Annotated in this window: 17 protein-coding genes and 1 pseudogene; 15 read left to right on the top strand and 3 right to left on the bottom strand. The window is 69.3% G+C overall.

Annotation, left to right across the window (positions count from 1 at the left end):
- Positions 1–210 precede the first annotated feature (210 nt).
- The 4 genes from RLT59_RS20275 to RLT59_RS20290 all read left to right on the top strand — a co-directional run bounded on the left by RLT59_RS20275 (position 211) and on the right by RLT59_RS20290 (position 4488).
- The gene (locus RLT59_RS20275; RefSeq protein ID WP_311304694.1) at positions 211–1086 is read left to right on the top strand and encodes an alpha/beta hydrolase family protein; all 876 of its coding nucleotides are present in this window, start codon (positions 211–213) and stop codon (positions 1084–1086) included.
- A 159-nt stretch (positions 1087–1245) separates the two neighbouring features.
- Positions 1246–2490, top strand: a complete 1245-nt coding sequence (locus RLT59_RS20280; protein ID WP_311307796.1) for a sensor histidine kinase — start codon at positions 1246–1248, stop codon at positions 2488–2490.
- Positions 2487–3170, top strand: coding sequence for a response regulator (locus RLT59_RS20285; RefSeq protein ID WP_311304695.1), 684 nt, complete (start codon positions 2487–2489; stop codon positions 3168–3170). Before RLT59_RS20280 ends, RLT59_RS20285 begins: the two co-directional genes overlap by 4 nt.
- 82 nt (positions 3171–3252) lie before the next feature.
- The gene (locus RLT59_RS20290) at positions 3253–4488 is read left to right on the top strand and encodes a cytochrome P450 (RefSeq protein WP_311304696.1); all 1236 of its coding nucleotides are present in this window, start codon (positions 3253–3255) and stop codon (positions 4486–4488) included.
- Between the two features lie 71 nt (positions 4489–4559).
- On the opposite strand, the pseudogene RLT59_RS20295 reads toward RLT59_RS20290, so the two are convergent.
- Together RLT59_RS20295 and RLT59_RS20300 are read right to left on the bottom strand one after the other, a co-directional pair.
- Positions 4560–6009: pseudogene (locus RLT59_RS20295) on the bottom strand (ABC transporter permease).
- Positions 6010–6011: 2 nt separating this feature from the next.
- The gene (locus RLT59_RS20300) at positions 6012–6965 is read right to left on the bottom strand and encodes an ABC transporter ATP-binding protein (protein ID WP_311304697.1); all 954 of its coding nucleotides are present in this window, start codon (positions 6963–6965) and stop codon (positions 6012–6014) included.
- A 121-nt stretch (positions 6966–7086) separates the two neighbouring features.
- On the opposite strand from RLT59_RS20300, the gene RLT59_RS20305 reads away from it, so the two are divergent.
- On the top strand, positions 7087–7650 hold the full coding sequence (locus tag RLT59_RS20305; protein ID WP_311304698.1) for a GbsR/MarR family transcriptional regulator: 564 nt from the start codon (positions 7087–7089) through the stop codon (positions 7648–7650).
- A 31-nt stretch (positions 7651–7681) separates the two neighbouring features.
- Here the strand turns inward: RLT59_RS20305 and RLT59_RS20310 are convergent, their stop codons facing one another.
- Positions 7682–8548, bottom strand: coding sequence for a diacylglycerol kinase catalytic domain-containing protein (locus tag RLT59_RS20310; protein ID WP_311304699.1), 867 nt, complete (start codon positions 8546–8548; stop codon positions 7682–7684).
- A gap of 186 nt (positions 8549–8734) precedes the next feature.
- Between RLT59_RS20310 and RLT59_RS20315 the strand changes: the two genes are divergently transcribed.
- The 10 genes from RLT59_RS20315 to RLT59_RS20360 all read left to right on the top strand — a co-directional run bounded on the left by RLT59_RS20315 (position 8735) and on the right by RLT59_RS20360 (position 21933).
- Positions 8735–10018: an adenylosuccinate synthase gene (locus RLT59_RS20315; protein WP_311304700.1), complete on the top strand. Its 1284-nt coding sequence runs from the start codon at positions 8735–8737 to the stop codon at positions 10016–10018.
- Positions 10019–10125: 107 nt separating this feature from the next.
- Positions 10126–11394, top strand: coding sequence for an AAA family ATPase (locus RLT59_RS20320; protein ID WP_311304701.1), 1269 nt, complete (start codon positions 10126–10128; stop codon positions 11392–11394).
- A 77-nt stretch (positions 11395–11471) separates the two neighbouring features.
- On the top strand, positions 11472–12140 hold the full coding sequence (locus RLT59_RS20325) for an RloB family protein (RefSeq protein ID WP_311304702.1): 669 nt from the start codon (positions 11472–11474) through the stop codon (positions 12138–12140).
- Between the two features lie 107 nt (positions 12141–12247).
- Complete coding sequence (locus RLT59_RS20330; protein WP_311304703.1) at positions 12248–14941, top strand: type I restriction-modification system subunit M; 2694 nt, start codon at positions 12248–12250, stop codon at positions 14939–14941.
- On the top strand, positions 14931–16202 hold the full coding sequence (locus RLT59_RS20335; protein WP_311304704.1) for a restriction endonuclease subunit S: 1272 nt from the start codon (positions 14931–14933) through the stop codon (positions 16200–16202). The genes RLT59_RS20330 and RLT59_RS20335 overlap by 11 nt, the downstream gene beginning before the upstream one ends.
- Positions 16203–16250: 48 nt before the next feature.
- Entirely contained in the window at positions 16251–17102 is an 852-nt protein-coding gene (locus RLT59_RS20340; protein ID WP_311304705.1) for a Scr1 family TA system antitoxin-like transcriptional regulator, read from the top strand.
- A 12-nt stretch (positions 17103–17114) separates the two neighbouring features.
- On the top strand, positions 17115–17303 hold the full coding sequence (locus RLT59_RS20345; RefSeq protein WP_311304706.1) for a DUF397 domain-containing protein: 189 nt from the start codon (positions 17115–17117) through the stop codon (positions 17301–17303).
- Between the two features lie 192 nt (positions 17304–17495).
- On the top strand, positions 17496–17828 hold the full coding sequence (locus tag RLT59_RS20350) for a hypothetical protein (protein ID WP_311304707.1): 333 nt from the start codon (positions 17496–17498) through the stop codon (positions 17826–17828).
- Positions 17829–17860: 32 nt separating this feature from the next.
- Positions 17861–18097: a hypothetical protein gene (locus RLT59_RS20355; protein WP_311304708.1), complete on the top strand. Its 237-nt coding sequence runs from the start codon at positions 17861–17863 to the stop codon at positions 18095–18097.
- Between the two features lie 140 nt (positions 18098–18237).
- Positions 18238–21933, top strand: a complete 3696-nt coding sequence (locus RLT59_RS20360) for a type I restriction endonuclease subunit R (RefSeq protein WP_311304709.1) — start codon at positions 18238–18240, stop codon at positions 21931–21933.
- Positions 21934–21936 lie beyond the last annotated feature (3 nt).

Raw genomic sequence — 21936 nt, forward strand, 5'->3', positions numbered from 1 at the left:
CGCAGGCCGGACCCGGCCGGTGCGCCGACCGGATACGGGCCGAGTCCGACGGCTCCGACCCGCTTGTGTTCTCGGGGGGACAGCCCCAGGGAGAGCCTTGGGGGCTGCGGGTGGTCGCGGTGGCCGCCGCCGGGGCAGGGAACGCCTCCATACTGATACCGTCCCCGCAGGTCAGCCCAGTTGGGCATTGTCAGGGACGGTTGGAGCAGCATGTCGGATTCTGCCGCGCGTGATCAGGACGCAGCCGAGACCGAGTCCGCGTTCTCGCATCCGGTCGTCGCCCCCGACGCCTCCGCCGCCTACGGCAGCCACCCGGACCAGACGATCGACTTCTACGCCCCGCACGACGGCCGCACCGGCGCGCCCGTCGTGGTCGTCCTGCACGGCGGGGCGTGGCGGGCCCCGTACGACCGGCTCCACATGTCCCCGTTCGCGGGCTTCCTGGCCCGGCGCGGGTTCGCCGTCGCCAGCGTCGAGTACCGGCGCGGGAGCGAGCTCCCGCAGCAGCGCGGCTCGGGCCCGGTCGCCGGTCGCTGGCCGGAGACCTTCGACGACGTCGCGGCGGCGATGGACGCGCTGCCCGAGCTGCTGGCGCGGGGACTGCCCGCGGCGGACGCCCGGCGGATCGTGGTCACCGGCCACTCGGCGGGCGGGCAGCTCGCTCTGTGGGCCGCCGCCCGGCACGTACTGCCGGAGGGCTCGCCGTGGCGGCTGCCGCGACCGCCCGCGCTGCGCGGTGTGGTGGCGCTCGCACCGATCGCGGACTTCGCCTCCGCCGTCGGGCTCGATGTGTGTTCCGGCGCGATCGGACAGTTCCTGGGGACCGAGGAGGACTTCGCCGTACGGAGCGCGCAGGCCGACCCGGCGCGGCTGCTGCCCACCGGCATCGCGACCGCCGTGGTGCAGGGCACCACGGACCTCACCGTTCCGCAGGCGGTCGTGGAGGCGTTCGTCGACGCGGCGGCCAAGGAGGGCGAGACCGTGATGCTGACCCTGCTCCCCGGCGTCGGGCACTTCCCGCTGATCGATCCGGCGGCCGAAGCGTGCGCGGTGGTGGCCGAGGAGATCGCCCAGCTCGCCTGGTGAACCGCGCGGTGGGTGACCTGGACGGACCCGGGTAGTACTTGCGACGGACGGCCCAGGATCCGTATCTGTGCTGACGACCCCGCCCACCGCGCCGCCTACCGTGGAAACGTGACCGAGACCAAGACCACGAACCCTGAGCTCCGGGCTGCCGCAGGAGCGATGGCAGGCCTGCGGCAGGACCTGATACACGACGCCTTCGCCTACCGCCCGCTGCCGCCCATGCGGACCGACGGGCCGCTGACCCGGCGGCTGCCGGCGCGGCTCCGGGCCCGTGCTGGGTGGACCCCGCACGCGATAGTGCTGGGCGCCGCGCTGATCGCGTTCATGGAGGGTTTCGCCGGCACGGGCAACGCCGGTGTCCTGCTGTCCGGGCTGCTGCCCGCCGTCTGTATCGCGATGACGCTGATCAGGCCGGTCGGGGCGTTCTGGCTGTCGATGGCGGTGATCCCGGTGACCTCGCTCCTCAACGGCGGGCCGTGGGGGCCGAGCTCCTTCTTCGCCCACCTGGTCGTGCTGAACGTCGTCGCGGCCCGGACCCGGCCACGCACCGCCGTCTGGATGTGGGGGCTGACCCTGCTGCTCGGCACGCTCGTGGAGAACGTCGCAGGCCGGGGCTCCTCCTCGGACACCGCCGCCATGGCCGTGTCCTCCGCGTTCGCCCTGCTCGTCGTGAGCCTGGTGCACGTCCGCCGTGAGGCGGAGCGCGAGGTCACCGTGCAGCGCACCGTCACCGCCGTCGAGCGCGACCGCCGCACCCAGCTGGAGGAGCGCACCACCATCGCCCGCGAACTGCACGACGTGGTCGCCCACCACATGTCCGTCGTTGCGATCCAGGCCGAGGCCGCCCCGTACCGGGTGGAGAATCCGCCGCCCGAGCTGGAGCAGGCCTTCGTCACGATCCGGGAGAACGCCGTCGCGGCGCTCACCGAACTGCGCCGGGTGCTCGGCGTCGTACGGGCCGAGGGCTACGAGGCGCCTGACGCGCCCCAGCCCACCCTGGCCGAGCTGGACGGGCTCCTCGCCAATGTCGGGGAGGCGGGACTGACGACGAGCAAGACGGTGACCGGTGCGGTGCGCGAACTGCCGCAGGGCGTCGAGCTGTCGGCGTACCGGATCATTCAGGAGGCCCTCAGCAACACCCTGCGGCACGCGCCGGGCGCCACCGCCGGGGTCGAGATCAGCTATGTGCTGGGCGGGCTCGGGCTGCGCGTGGTCAACGGCCCGCCGACCGGCCCGGTGAAACCCTCGCCGGGGGCCGGACACGGGATCACCGGGATGCGGGAGCGGGTCGGGATGCTGAACGGCGAGATGACCGCGGAGGCGACCGCGGACGGCGGCTACGAGGTCACCGCCTTCATCCCCGTCCAGCACATCCCCTCCGATGCCCCCGTGGAGCAGTCATGACGACCCCTACCGCCCCGGACGCGGTGATCCGGGTCCTGATCGTCGACGACCAGATGATGGTCCGCGAGGGGTTCTCCGTGCTGCTCAACGCGATGCCGGGCATCGAGGTCGTGGGCGAGGCGGTCAACGGCCGCGAGGCGGTCTCGCAGGTCGCCGCCCTCCGCCCCGACGTGGTGCTGATGGACATCCGGATGCCGGAGCTGAACGGGATCGAGGCGACCCGCGAGATCGTCGCCGCCGACCGGGACGCCAAGGTGCTGGTGCTGACCACCTTCGACCTCGACGAGTACGTCTACCAGGCGCTGCGCGCCGGCGCGTCCGGCTTCCTCCTCAAGGACGCCTCGGCCCGGCAGCTCGCGGACGGCGTACGGGTGGTGGCCTCCGGCGAGGCGCTGCTCGCCCCCACCGTCACCAAGCGGCTGATCAACGAGTTCTCCAAGCTCGCGGCCGCCCCGCGCCCGCCCGCGCTCGCCCGGATCGGTGACCTCACCGAACGCGAGACGGAGGTGCTGGTCCTCATCGCCCAGGGCCTGTCGAACGGGGAGATCGCCTCGCACCTGGTGGTCGCGGAGTCCACCATCAAGACCCATGTGAGCCGCATCCTGGTCAAGCTCGGCCTGCGCGACCGCACCCAGGCGGCCGTCTTCGCCTACGAGGCCCGGCTGGTCACGCCGTCCTGAGGGGGTGTGCCGGGGCGGGCCGGGCTCCGGTTTCGGCAGGTGGGGGCTGGTCCGGTGGCGGGGGGCCGGTTAGCGTCGGTTCATGAACCAGCCCCCGCGTGCCGCCGCAGGCTCCGCCGCCCCCTTCGATCCGTGGTCGGCGGCGTTCGTCGCCGACCCGTATCCAGCCTACGCCGAGCTGCGCGCCACCGGCCGGGTCCACTACTTCGAGCCCACCGACCAGTGGCTCGTCCCGCACCACGCCGATGTGTCCGCGCTGCTGCGCGACCGGAGGCTGGGGCGGACGTACCTGCACCGGTTCACCCACGAGGAGTTCGGCCGGACCGCCCCGCCCGCGGAGCACGAGCCGTTCGAGACGCTCAACGGGCAGGGGCTGCTGGACCTGGAGCCCCCGGACCACACCCGGATCCGGCGGCTGGTCTCCAAGGCGTTCACCCCGCGTACCGTCGAGCAGCTCGCGCCGACCGTGCGGCGGCTGGCCGCCGGGCTCGTCGACGACTTCGTCGCGCGGGGCGGGGGCGATCTGCTCACGGCGGTGGCCGAGCCGCTGCCCGTCGCCGTGATCGCCGAGATGCTCGGCATCCCGGAGTCCGACCGCGCACCGCTGCGGCCCTGGTCCGCGGCGATCTGCGGGATGTACGAGCTGAACCCGTCCGAGGAGACCGCCCGCGCCGCCGTGCGTGCCTCGGTCGACTTCTCCGCGTACCTGCGCGAACTGATCGCCCAACGGCGCGGCAACCCGGGTACGGACCTGATCTCCGCGCTCATCGCCGCCCACGACGAGGGCGAGCGGCTGACCGAGCAGGAGATGGTCTCCACCTGCGTGCTGCTGCTGAACGCGGGACACGAGGCGACCGTCAACACCACGGTGAACGGCTGGTGGACGCTGCTGCGCCACCCCCGGCAGCTGGCCGCGCTACGGGCCGACCACGGGCTGCTGCCGTCCGCGATCGAGGAGCTGATGCGGTACGACACCCCGCTCCAGATGTTCGAGCGCTGGGTCCTCGACGACATCGAGATCGGCGGTACGGTCATCCCGCGCGGTTCCGAGGTGGCGCTGCTCTTCGGCTCCGCCAACCGCGACCCGGCCCGCTTCCCCGAGCCGGACACCCTGGACCTCTCCCGGCAGGAGAACCCGCACATCACGTTCGGCGCCGGCATCCACTTCTGCCTGGGCGCCCCACTGGCCCGGGTGGAACTGGCCGCCTCCTTCGGGGAGTTGCTGCGCAAGGCGCCGGACATGCGGCTGGCGCGGGAACCGGAGTGGAATCCCGGGTACGTGATCCGCGGCGTGAAGGAGCTGCGCGTCGAGCTGTGAACGGCGGAGGAGCGGGGCCCCCGGGGTGCCCGGTCCTGGGGCGCCCCGACCCGGGGTGCGGGCCGCTCCGCTCAGTTCAGCATGTCGCGCCGCCGCAGCGCCGCCAGCCCTCCCGCGGTCAGGGCCGCCGCGAGCACGGTGAGCAGCACCGCCGGACCCCACACCAGCTCCGTCCCCGGCAGCTTCGGCAGGTGCGTGAACGGCGACAGGTCCATCACCGGCCGCGGCAGATCCAGGGCCGGGCCGATCCAGCCCGGGGCCAGACAGATCCCCACCAGCCCCCAGGCGGCCGGGGCGGCCTTGGGCAGCGCCCCGTACAGCAGGGCCGTCACCCCCGCCCAGCAGCCAGACGGCGGGCAGTTGTATCAGCGCGGCGCCGAGCACGGCGGGCAGTTCGTGCCCGTATCCGGCGGCGAGGCCGAGGCCGCCGGCCGCCATGATCAGGGTGGCGCCGCCGAAGGCGATGAGCAGATGGCCGGCCATCCGCTCGAAGATCTCCCTGGTCTTCTCGTTGTCCCCCACGAGATCGGCCGCTCCGCCGGTCAGCCCGCCGAAGACGGCGCCGACCGCGGCGAACGACACCGTCCAGCCCAGCAGCGCACCGCGCTGGAGCCGCACGGCGAGCCTGAAGGCGGTGGAGATCCGGCCCCGGGCGGGCCCCGGCCGCGTCGCCAGGAAGCTCATGCCGACATCGCGCCGCCCGGTCAGCGCGTACGCCGCGGCGCACTGCACCGCCACGGCCCCGGCGATCACCAGGAGCACCCACCCCCGCTCGTCCGCGTACGGCCGGACATTCTCCGCCCAGCCGATCGGGGAGAGCCAGGTGAACACGGACGAACCGTCGTCCGTCGCGGAGTCGCCCGCCGCTTTCAGGACGAACGCGGCGCCGATCACCGCGGCCGTCAGCCCCTTCGCGAGCCGGGCGCTCTCGGTGAACTGCGCGGCGATCGCGGCGGTGCAGGCGAACAGCACACCGACCCCGGCGACGGCCGACGCGATCGCCACCGCCCCCGCGCCGCCCGCCCCGGAGCCCGCCATCCCGGCCATGATCACCAAGGCCAGCGCGACGTTCGCGACGACGGCCGCGAGCAGCGCGGCGGTCAGCGGGGCGCGGCGGCCCACCATGGCTGAGGAGAGCATCTCCTGACGGCCGGTCTCCTCCTCCTCGCGGGTGTGCCGCACGACGACCACCAGGCTCATCACCGCGGCCAGTGCGGCGCCGAAGGCGATCATGCGCCAGCTGACGAGCCCCCCGACGGAGTCGCTGAACACCGGCCCGTACATCGCCCGCAGGGAGCTGTTGCCGTTCATCGAGGCGGCCAGCTCGGCGCGCTGGGCCCCGGTGTCGTAGAGCGAGGAGATGGACTTCCCGACGGAGGAGAACGAGCTGCCGAGCACGATGACCCAGAGCGGCATGATGATCCGGTCGCGCCGCAGGGCGAGCCTCAGCAGGGCCCAGGTCCCCGCGAGCTGTCCGGTGCCGGTCCCGGTCCGGCGCCCGGTGCCGGCCGGTGCGGTCATGGTCACGGCAGCCACCGCGCCGCCACCCCCGTATCGGCGCCCGCACCCGCGGCGTCCACGTCTGAGCCGTCCGCGTCGGCGGTGTAGTGCCGCAGGAACAGCTCCTCCAGCGTGGGCGGGGTACTGGTCAGCGACCTGACCCCGGCCGCGGTGAGCGATCTCAGGACGGCGTCGAGCCGGTCCGTGTCGACCTGGAGCGAGACCTCGTGCCCCCGCACGTCCAGGTCGTGCACCCCGGGCAGCGCGGACAGCCCGGCGGGCTCACCGGCCAGCTCGGCCCTGATGTTCGTCCGCGTCAGGTGACGCATCCCGGCCAGCGAGCCCGTCTCCACCGTCCGCCCCTGGCGGATGATGGAGACCCGGTCGCAGAGCGACTCGACCTCGCTGAGGATGTGGCTGGAGAGCAGCACCGTGCGCCCGCGCTCGCGCTCCTCGGTGACGCAGCTCTGGAAGACCTCCTCCATCAACGGATCGAGCCCGCTCGTCGGCTCGTCCAGGATCAGCAGGTCCACATCGGAGGTGAACGCGGCGATCAGCGCGACCTTCTGCCGGTTGCCCTTGGAGTACGTACGCCCCTTCTTGGTCGGGTCGAGCTCGAACCGCTCCACGAGCTCCGCACGGCGGGCGTCGTCCAGCCCGCCGCGCAGCCGCCCGTACAGATCGATCACCTCGCCGCCGGAGAGGTTGCGCCACAGCGTGTCGTCACCGGGGACGTACGCCACCCGCCGGTGCAGCTCCACCGCATCGCGCCAGGGGTCGCGGCCGAGCAGCTGGGCGGCGCCCGAATCGGCCCGCAGCAGGCCCAGCAGGACCCTGATGGTGGTGGACTTCCCCGATCCGTTGGGCCCGAGGAAGCCATGGACCTCACCGGACTCGACGGTCAGGTCGAGCCCGTCCAGCGCATGCGTCCGGCCGAACGACTTGTGCAGTCCGGCCACGGTGATTGCCTTCGTCATGATTTTGAACGTACGCTACTTTCACAAACTTGTGAAGATAAGGAAGCGTATAAACTCGGACGAGTGACGGGGCCGGGATGAGGCCGGGACGAGGATGGGCACGCAGGGAGACGATGGGCTGATGAGCAGCGAATCCGCGGAGAAGGAGAAGGCAGAGGACCGGCAGGACGCCGCCGGGGCGCCCGTGCAGCGGGATGCGGAGGCGGTCTCGCGCTTCGTCGAGCGGTTCGCGTCCGAGATGACAGAGGCGGGGATGCAGCGGATGGCCTCCCGGGTCTTCGCCGCCCTGCTCGCGGACGACGACGCCTCGATGACCTCGGCCGAGCTCGCCCTTGCGCTGCAGATCAGCCCGGCTGCCGTGTCCGGCGCGGTTAATTACCTCACCCAGGTCAGCATGGTCGGCCGGGAGCGCGAACCGGGCTCGCGCCGCGACCGCTACCGCCTGCACAACGAGATCTGGTACACCACCTTCGCCAGCCGCGACCAAGTGCTGACCCGCTGGGAGCGCACCCTCAGGGACGGGGCCCGCACGCTCGGCGAGCACACGCCCGCCGGCGCCCGGATCGCGGAGACGGCGGCGTTCTTCGAGTTCCTCCAGTCGGAGCTGGAGGGGCTGATGGCCCGCTGGCACGACCACCGCAAGACGCTCGATCTCCCGGCGGCGGGCGGATACGCGGGCCCCTGAGCGCCGCCCGGGGCGGCCCGCCCCGGGGGGCCTACGCCGCCGGGACCGGCAGCATCAGCCCCCACGCCCCCGCCCGCACCGTCCAGGTGCGCGTCCGTACCGGCCCGCCGACCTGTATGTCCGCGCGGTACCGGAAGTCGGGCCCCGAGACCGTGACGGCCTTGGCCCCGGTGCTCACCGGGTCACCGTCCGGCGGGTGGATCGTGACCTCCGCGAGGCCGCCGACGCCACCGGCGCCGCCCCCCGAGGTCACCGTCACCGCTTCGACGGGCTGGTCCAGATCGTTCAGCAGGACCCCGTCCGCCTCGATCCGCAGCCGGTGCGTGCGCAGCGGCGCGGGCAGGGCGGAGGGCGCCGGGTGCACCAGGGTCCGGACCAGGGAGCGGCAGGTGTCCCAGACCGCCGTGACGCCCGAGTGGGAGCCCTCCGTGCCCGGGGCGCTGCTCGGGGCCGGGATGCGCAGCGCGCCCAGGACCACGCCGTCGCTGTCGTCGACCATCAGGTCCAGCCGCCGCACGGCGCCGTCCAGCGCGGTGCGGGCCGCCTCCACCGCACTCGGCGGCACGCCGAGGGAGACGGCCAGTTCCAGGGCCGCCGCCGCGCCGACCGGGATCAGCGAAAGGGCGCTTCCGGCCGGTTCCCGCTCCCGGTGCAGCTGGGCCACCGCCCGCCGCAGCGCTCGGTCGTCACCGATCACCACCGGCCGCCGGCCGCCCCTGCGGGAGAGGGCGCGGGCGAATTCCTCGGGTCCGTCCGGGAGGCAGATCTTGGCGTGCGAGCCCGCGCTCAGCACGTCCTTCGCGATACGGACGGACTCGCCGTCCGTCCGGCGGGCGACCGGATCGATCACCACCAGCAGATGGGGCGCACCGTTACCGGGGGGCTGGGCAGCCGACACCTCGGTCCTTCCTCGGGTAGCATCTTGGTGCAAGAGCCCCTTGCGCTATTGCGCCAGGGGCTTGGTCTATTCCGGGGCACCCGGTTCGACGGTTCAGGCCTTGTCGTACAACGTCGTACGGCATGTACGACGTTTACGTACGCCCCCTGACCTTGGACATGCCCCGCCCGGAAGGGGTGTACGCCTGTGCCCGCACTTGTGCTGCTCGGTGCTCAGTGGGGTGACGAGGGCAAGGGGAAGGCCACCGACCTCCTCGGTGGATCCGTGGACTATGTGGTGCGATACCAGGGCGGCAACAATGCCGGCCACACGGTGGTCGTCGGCGACCAGAAGTACGCACTGCATCTCCTCCCCTCCGGAATCCTGTCACCGGGGTGTACCCCGGTCATCGGAAACGGTGTCGTGGTCGACCCGGCCGTCCTGCTCTCCGAGCTGAGTGGGCTGAACGACCGCGGTGTGGACACGTCCAAGCTGCTGATCAGCGGTAACGCCCATTTGATCACCCCGTACAACGTCACCGTCGACAAGGTGACGGAACGGTTCCTCGGAAAGCGCAAGATCGGCACGACCGGGCGCGGTATCGGCCCGACGTACGCCGACAAGATCAACCGGGTCGGCATCCGCGTCCAGGACCTCTACGACGAGTCGATCCTGGAGCAGAAGGTCGAGGCGGCCCTGGAGCAGAAGAACCAGCTGCTGGCCAAGGTCTTCAACCGGCGCGCGATCGAGGCCCCCAAGGTCGTCGAGGACATGCTCCAGTACGCGGAGCAGATCAAGCCCTTCGTCGCTGACACCTCGCTGATCCTGAACGACGCCATCGACGCGGGCAAGGTCGTCCTCTTCGAGGGCGGTCAGGGAACGCTGCTCGACGTCGACCACGGCACGTACCCCTTCGTCACCTCGTCGAACCCGACCGCGGGCGGCGCCTGCACCGGCTCCGGTGTGGGACCGACGAAGATCAGCCGGGTCATCGGCATCCTCAAGGCCTATACGACGCGCGTCGGCGCCGGTCCGTTCCCGACGGAGCTGCTCGACGAGGACGGCGAGGCGCTGCGCAGGATCGGTGGCGAGCGCGGTGTCACCACCGGCCGTGACCGCCGCTGCGGCTGGTTCGACGCCCCGATCGCGCGGTACGCGACCCGGGTCAACGGCCTCACCGACTTCTTCCTCACCAAGCTCGACGTCCTCACCGGCTGGGAGCAGATCCCGGTCTGCGTGGCGTACGAGATCGACGGCAAGCGCGTCGAGGAGCTCCCGTACAACCAGACGGACTTCCACCACGCGAAGCCGGTCTACGAGATGCTGCCGGGCTGGTCGGAGGACATCACCAAGGCGAAGACCTTCTCCGACCTGCCGAAGAACGCGCAGGGTTACGTGAAGGCGCTGGAGGAGATGTCCGGCGCCCCGATCTCCGCGATCGGTGTCGGCCCCGGCCGGACCGAGACGATCGAGATCAACTCGTTCCTGTAGGGAACACCGTGAGGGGGCGGCCTGCGTCGCGAGTGCCGGCCGCCCCCGAACACCCGCACCCGCGGGCCGGGTGGTGTGACTAATGTGTCCGCCATGAAGGAGCCAGGATGCTGCTGAGATTCCGGGTGGCGAACGTCCGGTCACTGCGCGACGAGCAGGAGCTGTCGTTCGTCGCGTCCGAGGGGACCGGGAGGGAGCTGGCCGCGGCCCGCGAGACGGTGCTGTCCGACGGGCAGCACCTTCCTGTCCACACCGTGCTCGGAATCTTCGGCGCCAACGCTTCCGGTAAGTCCAATGTGATCGCCGCTCTGAAGAGCATGAAGCACGCCGTCATGCGCTCCTACGCCGATTGGACCTCCTACGATGGCATCCCTCGCGACGAGTTCGCCCTCGATCCCGAAGCGGCATCGCAAACGTCCCTGTACGAGGCGGACTTCGTCCTTGCCGACGGTGTCCGCTGGACATACGGATTCGAGCTCGGCGCGCGCCGAGTCGAGGCGGAGTGGCTTTACGCCTACCCCAAAGGCCGTCGCCAGGTCTGGTTCGAGCGGGACGCCGGTCGTGACAAGGACTTCGACTTCCCCGGTGAGCGGCTCCACGACCGCGCCCGGCTGGCCCGCACGACGCGGCCGGACGCACTCCTTCTGACGCGAGCGGCCAACGACGGGCACGAGCAGCTCACCCCGGTCTTCGACTGGTTCAAGAACAACCTGTGGGATGTCACTCCCGAGACAGAGCGCAGCCAGCGCGAGGACTACACGGCCGGGAAGCTGCTGCGGAGCGAAGACTTCCGGCGCCGGGCCGAGGAACTGCTCCGGGTTGCCGATCTCGGAATCGCGGGCGTGGAGGTCGAGCGGTCGGCCTCCGGACGCCCGGTCATCCAGCTGATCCATACGAGCGGCGGAGAACGCACGGCGTTGGACTGGGCCTCGGAGTCCTGGGGCACCCGCTCCTGGTTTGCGTTGATCGGCCCGCTCCTGCTCGCCCTCGATACCGGCGCGGTCCTGCTCGTCGACGAGCTGGACGCGAGCTTGCATTCGCGCTTCGCGGCAGAGGTCGTACGTCTCTTCCAGACGGCGTGGGTGAACCCCAAGGGTGCCCAGCTGATCTTCACAGGCCACGACCCCTCGCTCCTGCGGACGCCCGGCGGCGGCCGCCTCCTGGAGCCGGGGCAGCTGTGGCTCACGGAGAAGGACGAGAGCGGGGCCACGGAGCTGTCATCGGTCGCCGACTGGGAGCCGACGGATGAGGAGGACCTCATGGCGTCGTATCTCGCGGGCTCCTTCGGCGCGGTGCCGAAGGTCTCCGAGGGGCAGATCGGGCGGCGGCTGGCGCGGACGGACGACATGGCGCGGATGGAGGCGGAAGAGGGCTGATGGCGAGGCAAAGGGGAGGGGACAGCATTTCCCGCAAGAAGGATGGCGGGAAGGGGCGCGCGAACCGCGCTCGTCAGGTGTACATCTTCACCGAGGGCGAGGTCACCGAGCCCGAGTACATCGACATCATCCTGAAGCACGGCACACCGGCCACTGCGGGCCGCAGTGTGGATCACCACTTCGAGAACGACAAGGCCGTGGGCAAGCACCGCAAGCCGTACCCCATGGTCAAGGACGCCGTCATCACCCTGCGCAAGGTTCGCCGCGAGGCCAAGGACGCCGGGCTGACGGCCAAGGACTGGAACTATCCCGAGGTGTGGGTCCTCTTCGACCGCGACGACCACCTGAACATCCGCGAGGCCATACAGCTCGCGGACAAGGAAGGCATCAAGGTCGCCTACTCGCATCCCTGCTTCGAACTCTGGCGGCTCCTGCACTACACGAACTACACCAGCAGTTTCGGCGGCGTATGCACCGACGCCAATGGCCGGCTCCGCTCCCGCCCCGGCTTCGCGGCGACGTACGGCCGCAACGTCCGCACCGTTTCGGAGCAGCAGTCGAAGCACATGCGCGAGGAGCAGGTGCTGACCAAGGAAACAGACAAGGCCGGGCAGCGGTACAAGGACGCCAAGAAGTACGCAAAGGCGATCAACGCTCGGGTCGAAACGACCAATCCCGAAAAGTGGGACCCGTTCACCGACGTCTGGAAGTTCGTTGAGGAAGGCCTTCTCCTCAGCGGCTACTAGGCTGCGTGGAGATACGTCTTCGTCGGTCACGGCGGGGCGGCTCGCCGCCCCGCGTCCCCCTTTTTCAGCTGCACAGCGCAGGCACCACCACACCTTGGAGTCCGTCCGTGGCCAAGCTCACGCTCGATCAACTGGAGCGTCACCTCTTCGCTGCCGCGGACATCCTGCGCGGCACCATGGACGCCGCCGAGTACCGCGACTTCCTCCTGGTGCTGCTGTTCCTGAAGCGGGTGAACGACGAGTTCGACGCTGCCCACGACCGGATCGTCGCCGAGGAGCGCGACGCGGGCGCGAGCGAGGAAGAGGCCCAGGAGGAAGCGGAGGAGCCCAACCGCTACACGGCCGACCGGATCATGTACGTCCCGGAGGAGGCCCGCTGGTCCCGGCTGGCCGGGGCGGTGGACGACGTGGCCACGAGCTACCTCCAGCCCGCACTGGATGCCCTGGAGGGGCAGAAGGGCAACGAGGGGCTTCGTGGCCTGTTCAGTCAGGTCAACTTCAACCGGATCGGTGGCGGCGGCGGTACCGGCACGTCGGCGGCCAAGCTCGCGGACAAGCGCCTCTCCGCACTCATCGGTCACTTCGGAACCTTGCGGCTGCGGGGCGAGGATTTCGAGTTCCCGGACGTCATCGGCGCCGCGTACGAGTACCTGCTGAAGGACTTCGCCGACTCGGCGGGTTCCAAGGGCGGTGAGTTCTACACCCCACGTGCGGTGGTTCGGATGATGGTCGAGCTGGCGCGTCCGCAGGCCAACCAGCATGTGTACGACCCATGTGTAGGTTCCGGCGGAATGCTCATCCACACCAAGGAGTACATCGAGGAGCACGGCGGTGACACCGAGGACCTGGCCCTGGCCGGTCAGGACGCCAACAACGGCTCCTGGGTGATGGCCACGATGAACATGCTGTTCCACGGCGCCAGCGACTTCGATCTGCGGACCGGGGACACGCTCACCAACCCGCTGCACCTCGACAAGTCGTACGACGTGGTGCTCAGCAACCCGCCGTTCTCCATGGACTACAAGGTGGAGGACCTGCCGCCCGGCCTCGAAGACCGCATGAAGTACGGCCACACCTCGGAAAAGGGCAAGGCCGACCTCATGTTCCTTCAGCACATGCTGTACATGGTGGAGGGGCGCGGCGGCTCCGTCTTCACCGTGATGCCGCACGGCGTGCTGTTCCGCAGCGGTACGGAGGGGGACATCCGGGCCAAGCTCATCGAGGACGACCTGCTGGAGGCCGTGATCGGTCTGCCGTCCAACATCTTCTACGGCACCGGCATCCCCGCCTGCGTGCTGGTGCTGCGTGCCAAGGGCCGGAAGCACGCGGACCGGCATGGCCAGGTGCTCTTCATCAACGCCGACCGCGAGTACCACTCGGAGCGTGCGCAGAACGTGCTGCTGCCTGAGCATGTGGAGAAGATCGTCTCCACGTTCCACGAAGAGGTGGGGGACGGTACTGGAGTACCCCGGTTCGCCCGCTGGGTGAAGCGGGAGGAGCTGGCGGAGAACGCGTACAACCTCAACATCCGCCGCTACGTCGACAACACCCCGCCGCCCGAGCCGCAGGACGTCCGCGCGCACCTGACGGGCGGGGTACCGAGGTCGGAGATCGAGGCCGAGGACAAGACGAAGGTGCTGGAGGCGTACGGGGTCGGGGTGACCGATCTGTTCGCGGAGCGGGAGAACGACTCCGCGTACGTCGACTTCCTGCCGGAGGGCGAACGACCGGACGCCGACCGACTGACCGCGCTGGCCGAGGGCCGGGAGCGGGAGTTGTGGGACGCGTTCGACAAGTGGTGGGCGGCGGAGACGGAACAGATCGCGTCCCTGGCCCCGCATGAGGGCGACGACCGCACGGAGTTCGAGAAGCGGTCGCAGCTCGCCCGGCTGCGCGCCGACCTGATCGCCTCGTTCCGCCAGCTGCTGCTCGGGGTGAACCTGCTGGACCGCTACGCCCTGTCGGGGGCGGTCGCCGGGTGGTGGCAGGACGCCAGGAACGAGCTGAAGGCCCTGGCCGGCAACGGCTTCAAGGGGGTCGTCGAGGGCTGGGTCGACACGGTCGAGACGCTGCTCGAACCGGAGCCGAACCCCTGGACGGGCGGCGCACGCAAACGCTCGGGCACGGAGCGCCGCCAGGCGTACGGCCACAAGGTGGTGGCCCGGATCGCCCCGGACTTCCTGCGGGAGCTGGCCGAGGCGGACAAGGTCAAGGCGAAGCTGGACGTGAAGGTGAGGGCGGCCGAAGAGGCAGAGGCGGCGCGAGCCGCTGCCGCGGCGGGCGTGGCGGGGGAGGACAGCGAGGAGCCGGGGGGCCTTGATCCTGCGGTGGCGGATGCGCTGCTGAGTGAGCCCGAGCTGAAGAAGCTCAAGAAGGAGCGGACGGCGGCGGGCAAGGCGGTGAAGGCGCTGGAGGAGGCGTTCTATCCGTTGGACGGGATGGGGGGCGCGCTGCGGAGGCGGCGGGCGAAGGTTGTGGAGCCTGCTTCGACCGCTGGGCAGACCGCGCTTGCGGTCATGGTCGCCCCTGAAGCCGATGAGGAGAAGCCCACGCCTGGTCTGCACAAGGTGCGGGACGCTCTGACGGAGTCGGCGGCAGGCGAGATCGTCCTCGGCATCCTCCGGGACGATTTGTCGTCGAAGCTGGAGGGCCATGTGGTGCGTCGACGAAGGGAGTTGGTCGACGTGTACCTGGGTTGGGAGCGGAAGTACCTGGTGTCTTTGCGGGATATCGAGGCACGGCGTGAGGCTGCGTCGAAGCGGCTGGAAGGGTTTCTGGAGGAGCTGGGCTATGTCGGCTGAACTCGAATGGGAGACCGCGCCCCTGAGTAGTCGACTTGTTCGCATTGATGCTGGGCATAGTCCTGACTTGCCTGATGCGCCTGCTGGAGCCGGCGATTGGGGGGTTCTGAAGGTCAGCGCCGTCCACAAGGATGGTTTTCGGCCGAGGGAGAACAAAGCTGTTGGGCTGGCCTCAGGGCTTATCGACTCTCGCTACGAAGTTCACCCTGGCGATCTTCTTTTCTCTCGCGCGAACACTCCGGAACTCGTTGGTGCGTCTTGTATTGCGGTTGAGACACCTGAGCATTTGATGCTCTCGGACAAGACGCTGCGTCTGGTACTTGATCCGGATGCTGCAGACGCCCATTTCGTGAACATCTACCTGGCTAGTCCTTCCCTGCGACGTCAGATCGGGTTGGCTTCATCAGGTAGCAGTCAAAGCATGCAAAATATCTCTCAGCGGGCGATTGGGAATTTTCTTCTCAAATGGCCGTCGCTGAAAGTTCAGCGCCACATTGTTGAGATTTTTGTTGCGGTACATGAGTTGGAGCAGGCCGCTCGTGCAGCAATCGAAAAATTGCGAGTCTTGCGCCACAATGCGGCAGCGGCAGAGTTTGCGACTCTGATGGAACTCCGAGAATCCGATCAGGTTCGTTGGGTTCCTGTCAGAGAGGCGGGATCTGTGCGTATGGGTAAGCAGTTGTCGCCTGATGGTGTGAATTCTCCGATGCAGTATCCGTACCTCAGAGTTGCCAATGTTCTGGATAGTCGAATCGACTACTCGGATGTCAAGAGCATGGGCTTCACGGATTCTGAGCGACAGGTATATGGTCTTCGCCCTGGTGATATTCTTCTGAATGAGGGGCAGAGTCTTAACCTTGTAGGGCGCAGTGCAATCTATGACCGAGAAGCTGGAAATTTCTGTTTTCAGAACACGCTGGTACGGTTTCGATCTGGCAAAGAACTGTTGCCGCAGTATGCGCAAGCGGTATTCGGAGTTTGGCTGAGAGCGGGTAAATTTGCTCAGATTGCTAAGCAGACCACCAGTATTGCGCATCTGGGCGGTGAGCGGTTCGGTGCGCTTCAATTTCCTTTGCTTCCGATCTGCGAGCAGCGCCGAATTGTTGACCTGCTTGGTCGTTGGGATGCCAGGATCTCCAGCGAAGAAGGTGCGCTGGGGAAGCTGTGGGATTTGAAGCAAGGGCTTCTGGGTGACGTGCTGGCTGGAAGGGTCCAGGTTGGTGAACGAGCACCACGAGCTCGTCGGTCCGTCGGAGAATAGGAAGGCTTGGAGTCTGGCCAAGGTGAGCCGGAGTGGAGGGGGAGGTTGATGCCCGTCAGAAAGCCGTCCACCGAGCGGCAGCGCCGCCTCGGTGCCGAGCTCCGCAGGATGCGCGAGCACATCGGGATGACGATCAACGAGGCCGCCACCCTCCACCGCACCGACCGCACCACGGTCAGCAACACCGAGTCCGCACGCTCCGGTGTCAGCAGTGACCGCGTCCGGGTCTGGGCGACGAACTACCGTTGCCCGGACGCGCAGTACGTCGACGGCCTCGTCGCGATGGCCAGGGAGCGTGGGCCCAACTGGTGGGATGACTACCGGGGCTTGTTGCCCGCCGGCCTTCTGGACATCGCCGAGATGGAACACCATGCCGCGAGGTTGCTGTCGGCGCAGATCATGCATGTGCCGGGCATGCTCCAACTGCCCGACTACATGCGCGGAATCTTCGCTGAAGCGGTGCCGACCATGGACCCCGCAGATCTGGAACGGCACATCGAGTTCCGCGTACGGCGCTCTGCGCTTCTCGATCGTCCTGACCCGCCCGCGTGTGAGTTCCTGGTTCACGAGTCCGCATTGCGGATGCGGTTCGGTGATCGCCACGTACTGCGTCGGCAGTTGGAGTACTTGCTCGCACAGGCGGAGCGGCCCAACGTCACGCTTCGCGTAGTTCCGTTCGATGCAGGTGGGTTTGCGAACGCGGGAAGCTCGACTCTCTACGCCTGCGGCCCGGTAGCCGCGCTGGACACGGTTCAGATCGATGTCCCTACTGGGGTGACCTTCCTTCACGCGGAGACGCACCTCGTGAACTACCGTGCGGTTCTTGATCGTATGCGTGCGCGAGCCATTGAGCCGGAGGAGTCGATCGGCTTCATTCGACGGCTGGCCAAGGGGATCTGAGGGTGGGAATCAGTGGAACGTCAGTGGCGTAAGGCGTCGTTCTCCGCAGACACGGGGAGCTGCGTCGAGCTGGCCGAGGAAGACGGGAGCATCCTCCTTCGCGAGAGCGATGACCCGGAGGTGATTGTCCGTACCACGCGCAAGAAGCTGCGGGCTTTCCTGGCGGGTGCCAAGGCCGGGGAGTTCGACGACTTCGCGTAGGCGGGATGAGCGCTTCGGCGTATGTCACTCCATCGAGTTTACGCAACATGTTGTCTCGTGCCACATGTGGGCCGTACTGTTGGTGCTGCGTCGCTAACACGGTGTGACGGAAGCCGGGTTGGGTGACGCAAAAGTGCCCCGGCGGTGTGCAACCACCCCGGGGCATGGCCAACGCCTCGAAGGAGCGTCAGCATGTTCCACCGTATCCGCACCCACCTCGCACGAACACTCGTGCATGTGGTTCTGCCCCTCCTGGCGCGCGTTCTGCGCGCCTTCCGCCACCCCGGACCCGTACCGCAGCCCGCACCGGCACCCGTGCCCTTCACCGCATCCCAACCCCCGTCCCCCCACCGCCCCCTGCGCCTCGTCCCCCGCTCCCGCCCCCACCACCCCCTCGACCCCGAACGCCGCGCCCGCCGCACCGCCCTGCGGCTCGCGCTCGACGGGTTCGTGGTCACCGCCGGGGCCGCCCAGGCGTACAGCGCGGGCACCCTCGTGCTCGCGACCACGGGGAGGGCGGCCTGATGGGCGGCAGGGAACAGGTTCGCGTCAGCCGGGTGCCCAGTAAGCCCGTGCGACGGGAGGCGGACGGGTCGCTCGCCATCGACCTCTGGTTCCGCCGGGAAGGAGCCTTCGAGGCGGATGCCTCGCTGCGGCTGACGCCCGCCGAGGCCGAGACGCTGCACGCCCAGCTCTGCTACGCGCTCGACGACGACACCGCCGCCCTCGTCAGCCCGGCCGGCAGTCTCCCGGACTGCCGGAAGAGCATCCTCACCACCCGCCGCCAGGTCTGACGGAAGGCAGGCTCCCTTCCCGCCAGGCCCCGCATCGTCGCTGCGGGGCCTGGCCCGCATGCCCGAACCACCCCTGGCGCACAATGGACCCTCGCACGGGTTCACGAGTACGTCGGTCGGTACGCGGGGGAGGCACGGGGATGGTTGCCGAAGGGGTCGAGGGAACGACCGAGCAGGTCGAGGCGGAGTGGCCGTTGCTGGAGCACCTCAAGGCGATGGGGTGGCAGCACATCGAGGGTGCCCGGCTGGCGGCCGCAGGTGAGCGTGACGACTTCAGGGACGTACTGCTGGAGCGGCGGCTGCGGGCCGCAGTGCGCCGGTGCTCCCCGTGGATGACGGATGACGCGCACACCAACCCCGCCGTCCTTGCCCTGCGGGCCGCCGCACGCCACGTGTCGGCCGCGTCGCTGCCGCAGGCCAACCGTGACGCGACCGATCTGATCCTGGGCGGCATCCTGCAAGCCGGGCCGGACGACAAGGACGTCAAGACGCGGTTCATCGACTGGTCGTACGAGGCATTGGAGGGCAGCCGGGAAGAGCGATTGGTCCGCAACGACTATCTCGTCGTCGATCAGCTCCGGGTCTGCGACGCAGACGGCAAGCCGGCCGTGCTGGATCTCGTGCTCTTCGTCAACGGCATCCCGCTTGTCGTCATCGAGTGCAAGTCGCCGCACGTGCGCGACCCGCTCGGCAAGGCCATCCGTGATCTGCGCGCCTACACCGGGCGCCCCGTGGACGACGACACCCGCAGCGGGCCCGGCGCTTTGCGTGGTGTCCCGCACCTGTTCGCGCCCGCCCAGCTGCTGGTCGCCGCCGACGGAACGGACGCCGCGCTCGGCACGTACTCCTCCTCCGAGGAGCACTACGCCCTGTGGCGCAGCATCAGCCCGGACTACGCGAAGACGGAACACCTCCGACAGGAGCTGCGCGGCTGGGGGCTGCTGGAGGCGAAGGCGGCGCCCACGCTTCAGCAGCAGCTGACCGCGATCGTCCTCAGGCCCGGCAACCTGCTCAACATCGTCCGGCATTATGTCTTCGAGAAGCCGCTCGGTGACGACAAGAAGACCACCGGGACCGCATCCCGGAGCCGGGCCGCGCAGCCCCGGACGGCGAAGGTGGTCTGCCGGCACCAGCAGTACCGTGCCACCGAGAAGATCGTCGACCGGCTCCGTAACCGAGGCAGCCGCCTCCTCACCGGTGGGGACCGCGACGAGCGCGGCGGGGTCATTTGGCACACCCAGGGCGCGGGCAAGAGCTTCACCATGCAGTTCCTCGCCCGGCGGCTGCATGCCAGCCCGGACCCCGCCCTGAACCGCATCACGATCGTCGCCGTCACGGACCGCATCGACCTCCAGCGGCAGTTGCGCAAGGCCGTCGCGCTGAGCGATTCCGAGGTCCGCGAGGCAAAGTCCCGGACCGACCTGGAGAGCCTGCTGGGCCGGGCCGGGCGCGACGGTGGACGTGCGGTCGTCTTCGCGACCATTCAGAAGTTCCTCGGGGATCTGGTCGGCGGCAAGGACGGGGCGGGTGACACTGCGGGCGGCGAGGAGCGCTCGCTCGACGGGGAGTTCGAGGCCGGCCGGGCGAAGGCCGCGGCGGGGCTGAGCGCGCAGGAGGTTGCCGATCCGACGCCGGACGAGGAGACCCTGCGCAAGGCCGCACGGATCTTCCCCGAGTGCAGCGACTCCGACCAGGTCCTCGTCCTGGTCGACGAGGCCCACCGCTCCCACACCTCCGTGCTCCACGCCTGCCTGCGCAAGGCGCTGCCCAACGCGACACGGGTCGGCTTCACCGGCACCCCGCTCATGGAGGGCAGGCTCACCGACACCGGGCGCATCTTCGGGCTGGAGCCGAGCACCACGCCAGGAGGAGAGCCGGAGTTCCTCGACACGTACCGGATGACAGAGGCCGAACGCGACAAGGTTGTCGTGCCGGTGCGCTACTCGGGCCGCGCGACCACCGCCGAGGTCCGCGACAGCGAGCACTTGGACGACTGCTTCGAAGACCTGATCGAGCCGCTGGAGGACAGCGAAAGGGCCCGTGTACGGGCGAAGTACAGCACCCCGTCCAAGCGGGCCGTGGCGGAGTCGCCGCCGCTGATCTGGCGCAAGGCCGCCGACATGCTGGAGCACTACGTCACCGGCCCGCTGACGGGCGGTTTCAAGGCCCAGGTGGCGGTGGTCAGCCGGAAGGCGGCGGTTCTCTACCGCAACGCTTTCCAGGAGGCGCGCACCGAACTGTTGAGGCGGGTAGCGGAGTTCGACGGGACCGGGCGGCGGGAAGCCCTGCGAGGGCGGCCGCCGGAGAGCTACACCCGCGAGGAATCGCTTCTCCTGCGCGCCTGGCAGTTCCAGGAACTGTTGCGGCGGATCGACTTCGTTCCCGTGATCTCGGCCGGCACGGAGCAGAAGGATGGGAGGTGGTGCGAGTGGACCGACGAGGACAACAGGCGCGATCACATCGCCCGGTTCCTCCAGCCGTTCCCCGAGCTGCCCCCCGACAACCCCTGGGCGTTCACTCCCCCCGCCGAGCCCGACCCGGTTCCCGCAGGGGCGGTCGGGGGGATGAATCCGTGGAGCGACCTGGTATGGGGTGAGGAGGCGGCCGACCCGCCGCCGATCGCGTTCCTGATCGTGAAGTCCATGCTGCTCACCGGCTTCGACGCCCCCATCGAGCAGGCGCTCTACCTGGACCGCCCGATCCGTGACGCCGAACTGCTCCAGGCGATCGCCCGCGTCAACCGGCCCGCCCGGCGCAAGACCGAGGGGCTGGTGGTCGACTACTACGGCGTACTGAACAACCTCGCCGTGACCCTGGCCGCGTACCAGGGCAATCCGCGTGCTCTCGATTCGCTGCGGGACATGTCGGAAGAACTGCCGGAGCTCGGCCGGACGGCCGGGGAGTTCCGTGCGTTCCTTGCGGCCGAGGGAATCGGCGTGGGGGGCCTCACCACCCGAGCGGGACTCGCGGCGGCCGTGCTCGCCCTCTCGAACCCCGCACGGCGGGCCGACTTCGACCAGAAGCTCGGCGAGTTCCTGGGCGCGGTGGACCGAGTCCTGCCGCACGAGGACGCTCTGGAGTTCATGCCGGACGCGCGGGCGTGGAGCGTGCTCCAGATGCGTGTGCGCCGTCACTACCGGGACGACACCGGCGGCGGTTTCGCGATGCGCGGCTACGGCCGTAAGGTGCGGGCGCTGATCGCCGACCACCTTGAGGCGTACGAGGTGAACGAGGCCGTTCCGCCCGTGTCGATCCTCGCCCCCGACTTCGACGAGGTGGTCAGCAGGCTGCCGGTGCGCGAGGCGGCGGCCGAACAGATCCAGGGGCTGCGCTACCACCTGGAGGAGCGGCAGGCGGTGGAGGATCGGGCGGTGTACCGGCAGCTGTCCGCGGAGCTGGAACGGGTCCTGGAGGAGTTCGCCGGACGATGGGAAGACATCGTCCGGGAGCTTGGACCGCTGGTCGAGCGGGCCGTCCGAGCGGAAGAGGCCGACCCCGCCGTCGCCGACCTCACCCCCATGGAGCAGCGGCTCTACGTCCTTATCGGCGAGAAGCTGGCGGAGAGCGAACTGCTGGAGACCGCTGATCCTCAGGAGCTGCGTCGGGTCGTGGCCGAGGTGTACGACGAGATCACCAGCCGGGTGGGTCTGGCTTCCTTCGGAGGTGAGGCCAGGCATGTGGCGAGGTTGGAGGCACGCCTCTCCAATCGTCTCCGTGACGCCGGGTACCGCCTGCGGGGTGAGGGGCGCCAGGAAGTGAACCGGCTCGCCTCGACACTCGCGGGCTATGCGGCACAGCACCTGGAAGCGTTCCGGTCCGAAGCGCGGCGAGAATAGGCG

The sequence above is a fragment of the Streptomyces sp. ITFR-6 genome (genome assembly GCF_031844725.1).
Classification (GTDB): Bacteria; Actinomycetota; Actinomycetes; order Streptomycetales; family Streptomycetaceae; genus Streptomyces.

What these genes read in the sequence shown, in the direction of transcription:
- RLT59_RS20305 (WP_311304698.1), top strand. Translation starts at nt 7,087, where the DNA reads ATGAGCAGCGAATCCGCGGAGAAGGAGAAGGCAGAGGACCGGCAGGAC.
- RLT59_RS20350 (WP_311304707.1), top strand. Translation starts at nt 17,496, where the DNA reads ATGTTCCACCGTATCCGCACCCACCTCGCACGAACACTCGTGCATGTG.
- RLT59_RS20320 (WP_311304701.1), top strand. Translation starts at nt 10,126, where the DNA reads ATGCTGCTGAGATTCCGGGTGGCGAACGTCCGGTCACTGCGCGACGAG.
- RLT59_RS20280 (WP_311307796.1), top strand. Translation starts at nt 1,246, where the DNA reads ATGGCAGGCCTGCGGCAGGACCTGATACACGACGCCTTCGCCTACCGC.
- RLT59_RS20285 (WP_311304695.1), top strand. Translation starts at nt 2,487, where the DNA reads ATGACGACCCCTACCGCCCCGGACGCGGTGATCCGGGTCCTGATCGTC.
- RLT59_RS20340 (WP_311304705.1), top strand. Translation starts at nt 16,251, where the DNA reads ATGCCCGTCAGAAAGCCGTCCACCGAGCGGCAGCGCCGCCTCGGTGCC.
- RLT59_RS20335 (WP_311304704.1), top strand. Translation starts at nt 14,931, where the DNA reads ATGTCGGCTGAACTCGAATGGGAGACCGCGCCCCTGAGTAGTCGACTT.
- RLT59_RS20290 (WP_311304696.1), top strand. Translation starts at nt 3,253, where the DNA reads ATGAACCAGCCCCCGCGTGCCGCCGCAGGCTCCGCCGCCCCCTTCGAT.
- RLT59_RS20300 (WP_311304697.1), bottom strand. Translation starts at nt 6,965, where the DNA reads ATGACGAAGGCAATCACCGTGGCCGGACTGCACAAGTCGTTCGGCCGG.
- RLT59_RS20360 (WP_311304709.1), top strand. Translation starts at nt 18,238, where the DNA reads ATGGTTGCCGAAGGGGTCGAGGGAACGACCGAGCAGGTCGAGGCGGAG.
- RLT59_RS20275 (WP_311304694.1), top strand. Translation starts at nt 211, where the DNA reads ATGTCGGATTCTGCCGCGCGTGATCAGGACGCAGCCGAGACCGAGTCC.